Raw genomic sequence first — 6,780 nt, 5'->3', positions numbered from 1 at the left:
GCAAGGTTGAGTTACAATTTCCGCGGGCATGGTGTTCTTCGTCTCCTTCCTAATTGATCGTGGTGGGAGAAAGATACCATGCCTTCTTGGTTCCAGACTACTCAACCTGCCCGCTTGCAACTTTGCGCTGTAATATTAGAGCCTATCCGAAAAATCGCTGACTGAAGTGCGACCGGGTAGGCGAAGGCATTGCCTTCGCCTACCCAACGAGCTTTTCCGGATAACCTGTGGACCCGCTAATGGTCTGGGCGGTCAACGCGCAAATGATCATATTATTCTCTCACTTTTCAGAGCAAGCCGGTGACTGGAGAGAACTCCAATTAGTGCCTCCAGATGGTCATTAGAGCCGATGAAAGCGGGCTGCAAAAAGCCGTTCGCGCTGCTGCCGGGGGAGCCAATATTCCCAAGCGGGTCAGCCCGCATACCTTTCGCCACTCGAGATGACCGTCACCGGAGGGCGTTTGGGGCACGACCAAGCAATGACCAGCGTCACGGGCGTCGGCGATCCATCGGTAGCGGGTCCTGGTGACGGTCATCAGCCGGGGTGGGTGGCGCAGATGACCGTCACCGGAGGGCGGCGGGGAGCGGTTGGGCAATGACCAGCGTCACGGGCGTCGGCGAGTCGGTCCTGGTGACGGTCATCAGCCAGGCGATGCCTCTAACTCCTACTTCCCCGTCCGCCTCTTGATCTCCTCCGTCAGCAGCGGCACGATTTCATTCGCATCGCCGACGACGCCATACGTGGCGACGCGGAAGATCGGCGCGTCCGAGTCTTTGTTGATCGCCACGATGGTGCGCGAGGAGCGCATGCCTGCCAGGTGCTGGATCGCGCCGGAGATGCCAACCGCCATGTAGAGTTTGGGGCTGACCGTCTTGCCGGTCTGGCCGACCTGATGCTCATAGGGCACCCAACCGGCATCGACGATCGCGCGCGATGCGCCGTAGGCGCCGCCGACTGCTTCCGCAAGCGGGGGGATCAGTTTGTAATAGTTCTCCGGCGACCCCAGGCCGCGCCCGCCCGACACGATGATCGCTGCGTCCGACAGATTGACGGCCCCCTGCTTCGGCGCCACGCTCACAACCTTTGCACGCATCGGAACGCTGGGCATGGCTTCGGTCACCACTGCGCCGGAGCGGCCAGGACTTGCCTGCGGTTCCGGGAAACTCTGCTTGCGCACCGAGACGACCGCCGTTCTGCCGGGGGCGAAGGTCAGCGTGTTGATAACGTTGCCGCCATGTGAACTGCGAACGGCGCTCACCACGCCGTTCTCGATCAACACATTCGTCGAGTCGGCGGCGACGCCGGTATCGAGTTCCGCCGCCAGCGCCGCGCTGAAGTCGCGCATCTGGAAACTGGCGCCGGTCAGGATCAGGGCGGGCTGATACTTCTTCGCGATCGCTGCGGCTGCGCCGACATACCCATCGGTGGTGTACTGCGCCAGCGTGCCGTCATCGACCACATACGCCGTATCGGCGCCGTAACTGAAGGCGGTGTTCGCAAGATCGCCGACGCCGGCGCCCAGGATCAGCGCGCCGACCTTCATCCCGTTGGCGTCAGCCAGTTCGCGCGCCTTGCCGAGCAATTCCTTCGACACCCCGGCCATATCGCCATGGGCGGCTCGCTCAATGAAAACCCAGATCTCGTTCGCCATAGACGTTCTCCTGTCAGATAACCTGCGCTTCCATCAACTTATCGACCAGTCGGGCAACCTTCTCGGCAGCATCTTTTCCTTCGATGACCTCGCCCTTCGGACGCGGCGGCGGCGGGACGCGATTGACCAGGTTCAATGCGGGGGTCAAGTCCGCAGCGCTGAGACCGAGATCCGCCGCCGACCAGGTCGGAATCTCGACCTTGGCGACTTTGCGGATGCGCAGCAACGACGGGTAGCGTGGTTCATTGATGCCTTTGACGACCGTTGCAACTGCCGGCAGGCTGGCTTCGACCGTTTCGACCACTTCTTCGAGATGGCGTTCGGCGACGATTTTGCCGCTTTCCAGCGCGACAACCTTCCCCACGTAGGTCAGTTGCGTCCAGCCAAGCAACCGCGCCAGCGCCGGCGCAAACGCCCCGGTTTCGTCATCGGTCGAGTTGCGGCCACACAGCACCAGATCGACATCGCCCAGCTTCTTGATGGCGGCGGCGGCGACCCGCGCAGCGCCGAAGGTGTCAAGTTTGGTGAACGCCGGGTCGCTCAACAACAGCGAGTCGGTGGCGCCCATTGCGAGTGCGCGACGAATCTGTTCCTTCCAGTCTTCTGGACCAATCGAGAGAATGGTGACTTTGCCGCCCAGTTTCTCGTTCCACTGCAACGCCTCTTCGACGGCATACTCATCGAAGAGGTTCATGATCTGCTCGATCCCATCGGCGTTGATTGTCAGATCCGCGTTGATTTTGACCGAGTTGTCGCGCGGAACCTGTTTCATGCAGACGACGATGTGCATAGCGCCTCCCTCTTGCGCCGCTGCTCGTCAGCGGCTTCGCATCAATGCTGCTTCCCCTGGTAATCCCCTTGTGCGCTTATTAGCGTACGTGGTAACACGTTGCATTATAACATGATGTTCATCATGCCCATTCATCCGGGTCATACGCGGGCAACTCGCGGCGGAGCGGCTTATTCTCGCGGTAGCCGAGCGCGAAATCCGCCTGGAGCAGTTCCTGCAATTCACGGGTGCCTTCGTAGATGATGGCGCCGCGCGCATTGCGCAGGTAGCGTTCGACGGGATATTCGTCGCTGTAGCCATAAGCGCCGTGGATCTGAATCGCGTCGTCGGCGGCCTCGAAACTGCTGACGGTCGCATGCCACTTGGCGAGGGTCGTTTCGCGGGTGTTGCGGCGTCCCTGGTTCTTCATCCAGCCGGCGCGGTACACCAGCAGGCGGCTGGTGTCGAGTTTGCGCACCATGTGGCTGATCATGCGCTTGACCAGTTGATGTTCGGCGATGGGAACGCCGAACGTCTGGCGCTCTTTCGCGTAGCGGATGCTGGCTTCCAGGCTCGCCTGGATGAGACCGGTCGCACCGGCGGCGACGGTGTAGCGCCCGTTGTCGAGCGCGGTCATGGCAATCTTGAACCCCTCGCCCTCTTCGCCGAGCCGGTTGGCGACCGGCACGCGCACCTCTTCGAGAATGACCGAACCGGTATTGCCGGCGCGCACGCCGAGTTTTCCGTGGATCGGGAGACTGCTGACGCCGGGCATGGTGCGTTCGACGATGAAACACGAGATGCCCCGGTTCCCCTTCGAGGGGTCAGTCTTGGCGAAGACCAGGAAATGGTCGGCGATGTCCGCCAGGCTGATCCAGGTCTTCTCGCCATTCAGGATGTAGGAGTCGCCGTCGCGCCGTGCAGTGGTGAGCATGGCGCCGGCATCGGTGCCGCTGTTCGGTTCGGTCAGGCAGTAGCCGGCGATTTTCTCGCCTTTCGCTTGCGGGACCAGGTATTTCCGCTGCTGTTCTTCCGTTCCCCACTGAAACAGCGTCAGCGAGTTCAAGCCGGTATGGACGCTCATGACCACGCGCAGGAAACTGTCGACTCGCTCCAGTTCCTCGCACACGACCGCCAGCGCCAGGTAGTCCATTCCTGCGCCGCCGAGCCGCGCCGGCAGGCAGATGCCGAGCAGCCCCAGTTCACCCATGCGCTTCAGGATGGGACGAATGTGCGGGCGGGTCTCTGGTCCCTCCATCGCCGCGCCGCTGCAGTCCCACTCGCGAATGAACGGCGCGACTTCCTTTTCGGCGAATTCGCGCACCGTGCGGCGCAAAATCTGGTGTTCCTCGGTCAGGAACATGTCGTAGTTGGCGGTAAAGTCCATCGTCGTTTCCTCTCAAGAACCGAGAACCAAGAACCGAGAACTGAGAACTGAGAACCAAGAACGGGGTCGGGAATAGGGAGTAGGGGGCGGGGAGCGGGGAACACTTTCCACTTGCGCATCTTTGCACCTTCCCACCTGCCGCCTTTCCGTCTTCCCTGGCAACGTTCAACGTTCAACGTGCAACGCCCGCCTGCAACCTTCATCCCCGAACCCCTGGCGTCGTACAGCGACGTTGCATCGCAGCGTCGCTCCCTGTCGTGTCTTTGTCTTCAACCTTCAGCCGCTTGCCGCTGGACTCGCTTGCCTTCCCACGTTTATCCCTCTGCAATGGCGCGTCCCTCACACTTTGGCAGGCGGGACGTTCCCGGCTTCGAGAATGGCGCGGCGCGCGTCGACGCGCAGCAACAGCGCGATACCGGCGATGAAGAAGATGAGCAGCAGCAGGATCGCTACCCGGTAGCTGCCGGTAAACTGGAGCGCCAGACCGAAGACGAGCGGTCCGAGCCAGCTTGTGCCGCGTTCGCTGACTTCGTACAGGCTAAAGTACTCCGACTCCTGCCCCGGCGGGATCATCTGCGAGAAGAGTGAGCGGCTGATCGCCTGGCTCCCGCCCATGATGACGGCAATCGCCGCCGCCAGGATGTAGAACTGCGTCGGATTGCCGGGCTGCACCCAGCCATATGCCGCAAAGATCACGCTCGTCCAGATCACCAGGCTCACCAGGATGGCGCGGGTAGCGCCGATCCATCCCGCGACACGCCCGAACATCAGGGCGCCGGCAAAGGCGACGAACTGTACCATCAGAATAGCAGAAATGAGTGTGGATTGCTCCAGTTTCAGTTCTTCGGCGCCAAACTGCGACGCCAGGGCGATCACGGTTTGAATGCCATCATTGTAGAGCAGATAAGCGCCGAGGAACAACAGGGTTTGCGGGTAGTTGCGCGCCTTGCGCAACGTTTCCCACAACTGTTTGAAACCAATGGTCACATAGTGTTCGCCTGGCGGTATGCGCTTGATCGGATCGCGCCGGCGCAGCGCCAGCAGCGGAATGATCGTGAAGATCGCCCACCACATGCCAGCCGAGACGATGCTGATCCGCACGGCGTGATTGGAAGAGACGCCAAATGACCCGGCGTTCTGGAAGAGCAGCAGGTTGGCGACGAGCAACAACCCGCCGCCGAGGTAGCCGAGCGCCCATCCCTGCGACGACACGGCATCGCGTCGGTCGGGACTGGCAATATCGGGCAGGAACGCATTGTAGAAAACGATGGATGCGCCAAAACTCAGGTTGGCGATCAGAAACAACACCCCGCCGAAAAGGTAATTGCCGCCATCGAGAAAATAGAGCAGCATCGTGGCGATGGCGCCGACATACGCAAATACGCCCAGGAGATGCTTCTTCAGATGGGTATAGTCGGCAATCGCGCCGAGGATCGGCAGAAAAAGAACCTGGAGCAGCACTGACAGCGAAACCATGTAGGGAAAGAATGCACCGGCGGCGACCGGAATGCCCAGCGGGTAGACAAACCCTGCGGCGTCAGCGGCGTTCCGTGTTACCGAGGTCAGGTACGGACCGAGAAAAACGGTCACAACTGTGGTAGAAAAAGCGGAGTTTGCCCAGTCGTAGAAATACCAGCCAACCTGTTCGCGGCGATCATCGGTGGCAGCGACGCTGGCGCTGCGCGCGATTTCGATCTCCATACACTCCTCTCTTCTCATCGTCCGTCACGCATCATGCCGCGCGTTTGTCGGAGCCGGTGCGATGCACCGTCTCTGCGGGCGATGCGCCGTCCGTCCCTGCGGCGCTTCCTGGAGACGTTGCGGTGCAACGTCTCTTCTGCGGTGCGTCGTGCGTCTACCGTCCTTTCCACGTCGGTTGGCGTTTCTCGAGAAATGCGGTCGTCCCTTCTTTTGCGTCGTCGGTCGCTGCAATTGCGCCGAAAAGGGCGGCTTCGTACATACACCCCTCCGCCAGCGGCATATCCAACCCGCGATTGATCGCCTGCTTGATGGCGGCAATCGCCAGCGGCGCTTTTGCGGCGATCTTCATCGCCAGCGCGCGTGTCTCTTCCATGAGCGATGCCGCCGGCACGACACGCTCGACCAGACCGAGGCGCAGCGCCTCTTCCGCCGGGATCATGTCGCCAGTCATGCAGAGCAGGCGCGCCGCCGACGGTCCAATCAGGCGCGGCAGGCGCTGTGTGCCGCCCCAGCCGGGGATGATGCCCAGATTGATCTCCGGTTGACCGAACATGGCGGTTTCGGCGGCGATGCGCATATCGCAACTCAGCGCCAGTTCCAGCCCGCCGCCGAGGGCGTACCCGTTGATTGCCGCGATGATCGGCTTGGTCATCTGGCGCATGAACAGCCCAAGGTCGTGAGCGGCTTCGCTGAAGCGTCGTGCAGCGTCGGCGCCCGGCAATATCTGGAGTTCGGTGATGTCGGCGCCGGCGGCGAATGCGCGGTCGCCGGCGCCGGTCACAATGGCAACGCGCTGTGATGCGTCGATTTCAAAGGCGCGCAACGCGGCGTGGATCTCGGCGATGGTTGCCTGATTGAGTGCATTGCGCACGCGTTCACGGTTGATCGTGATGATCGTCAGCAAGCCTTCGACAGCCACGAGGATGTTGTCGTAAGCCATCTGCATCCTCCTCTCTGTATGCGGGGCGAGAGTATTATACCAGGAGTGAGGCGAGAGGCGAGAGGAGTTTGAGGTTGAAGGTAGGAAGGTTATCCGTTGCACGCGGGCAAGTGGCACGGTAGGGGCGCGCCGCTGGCGCGCCCGTGTGTGAGGCAGCCCGTGGGCGCGGGGTAGGGCGCGCCGCTGGCGCGCCCATGCGGGGTGGCGGGTCGAGGCGTGGGGGCGGGCGGGCGGCGCGTGCGCCCTGATGGATTGTCGTGGTTCTGCCCGGTCGTCGCTGGGGATGCGCGATGGTCGGGGCGCCCCCCTGTGGGCGTCCTCACAGGTATGG

At 62.0% G+C, this 6,780-nt stretch carries 5 protein-coding genes; all 5 read right to left on the bottom strand.

Going from position 1 to position 6,780, the window contains the following annotated elements; translation table 11 throughout:
- Positions 1 to 665: 665 nt before the first annotated feature.
- A complete protein-coding gene (locus AC3EA7_RS08940; RefSeq protein ID WP_488613699.1) occupies positions 666 to 1,652 on the bottom strand; it encodes an electron transfer flavoprotein subunit alpha/FixB family protein in 987 nt (328 codons plus the stop codon).
- Between the two features lie 13 nt (positions 1,653 to 1,665).
- Positions 1,666 to 2,442: an electron transfer flavoprotein subunit beta/FixA family protein gene (locus tag AC3EA7_RS08935; protein WP_488613698.1), complete on the bottom strand. Its 777-nt coding sequence runs from the start codon at positions 2,440 to 2,442 to the stop codon at positions 1,666 to 1,668.
- A gap of 121 nt (positions 2,443 to 2,563) precedes the next feature.
- Positions 2,564 to 3,808, bottom strand: a complete 1,245-nt coding sequence (locus AC3EA7_RS08930) for an acyl-CoA dehydrogenase family protein (protein WP_488613697.1) — start codon at positions 3,806 to 3,808, stop codon at positions 2,564 to 2,566.
- 339 nt (positions 3,809 to 4,147) lie between these two features.
- The gene (locus AC3EA7_RS08925) at positions 4,148 to 5,509 is read right to left on the bottom strand and encodes an MFS transporter (protein WP_488613696.1); all 1,362 of its coding nucleotides are present in this window, start codon (positions 5,507 to 5,509) and stop codon (positions 4,148 to 4,150) included.
- Positions 5,510 to 5,663: 154 nt separating this feature from the next.
- Positions 5,664 to 6,449 (bottom strand): enoyl-CoA hydratase/isomerase family protein, encoded by a 786-nt coding sequence (locus tag AC3EA7_RS08920; RefSeq protein WP_488613695.1) that lies wholly within the window; start codon positions 6,447 to 6,449, stop codon positions 5,664 to 5,666.
- Positions 6,450 to 6,780: the final 331 nt, after the last annotated feature.

The sequence above is a fragment of the Roseiflexus sp. genome (genome assembly GCF_057785375.1).
Note: the sequence above shows the minus strand (reverse complement) of the source record. Positions and strands in the feature narration are given on the sequence as shown.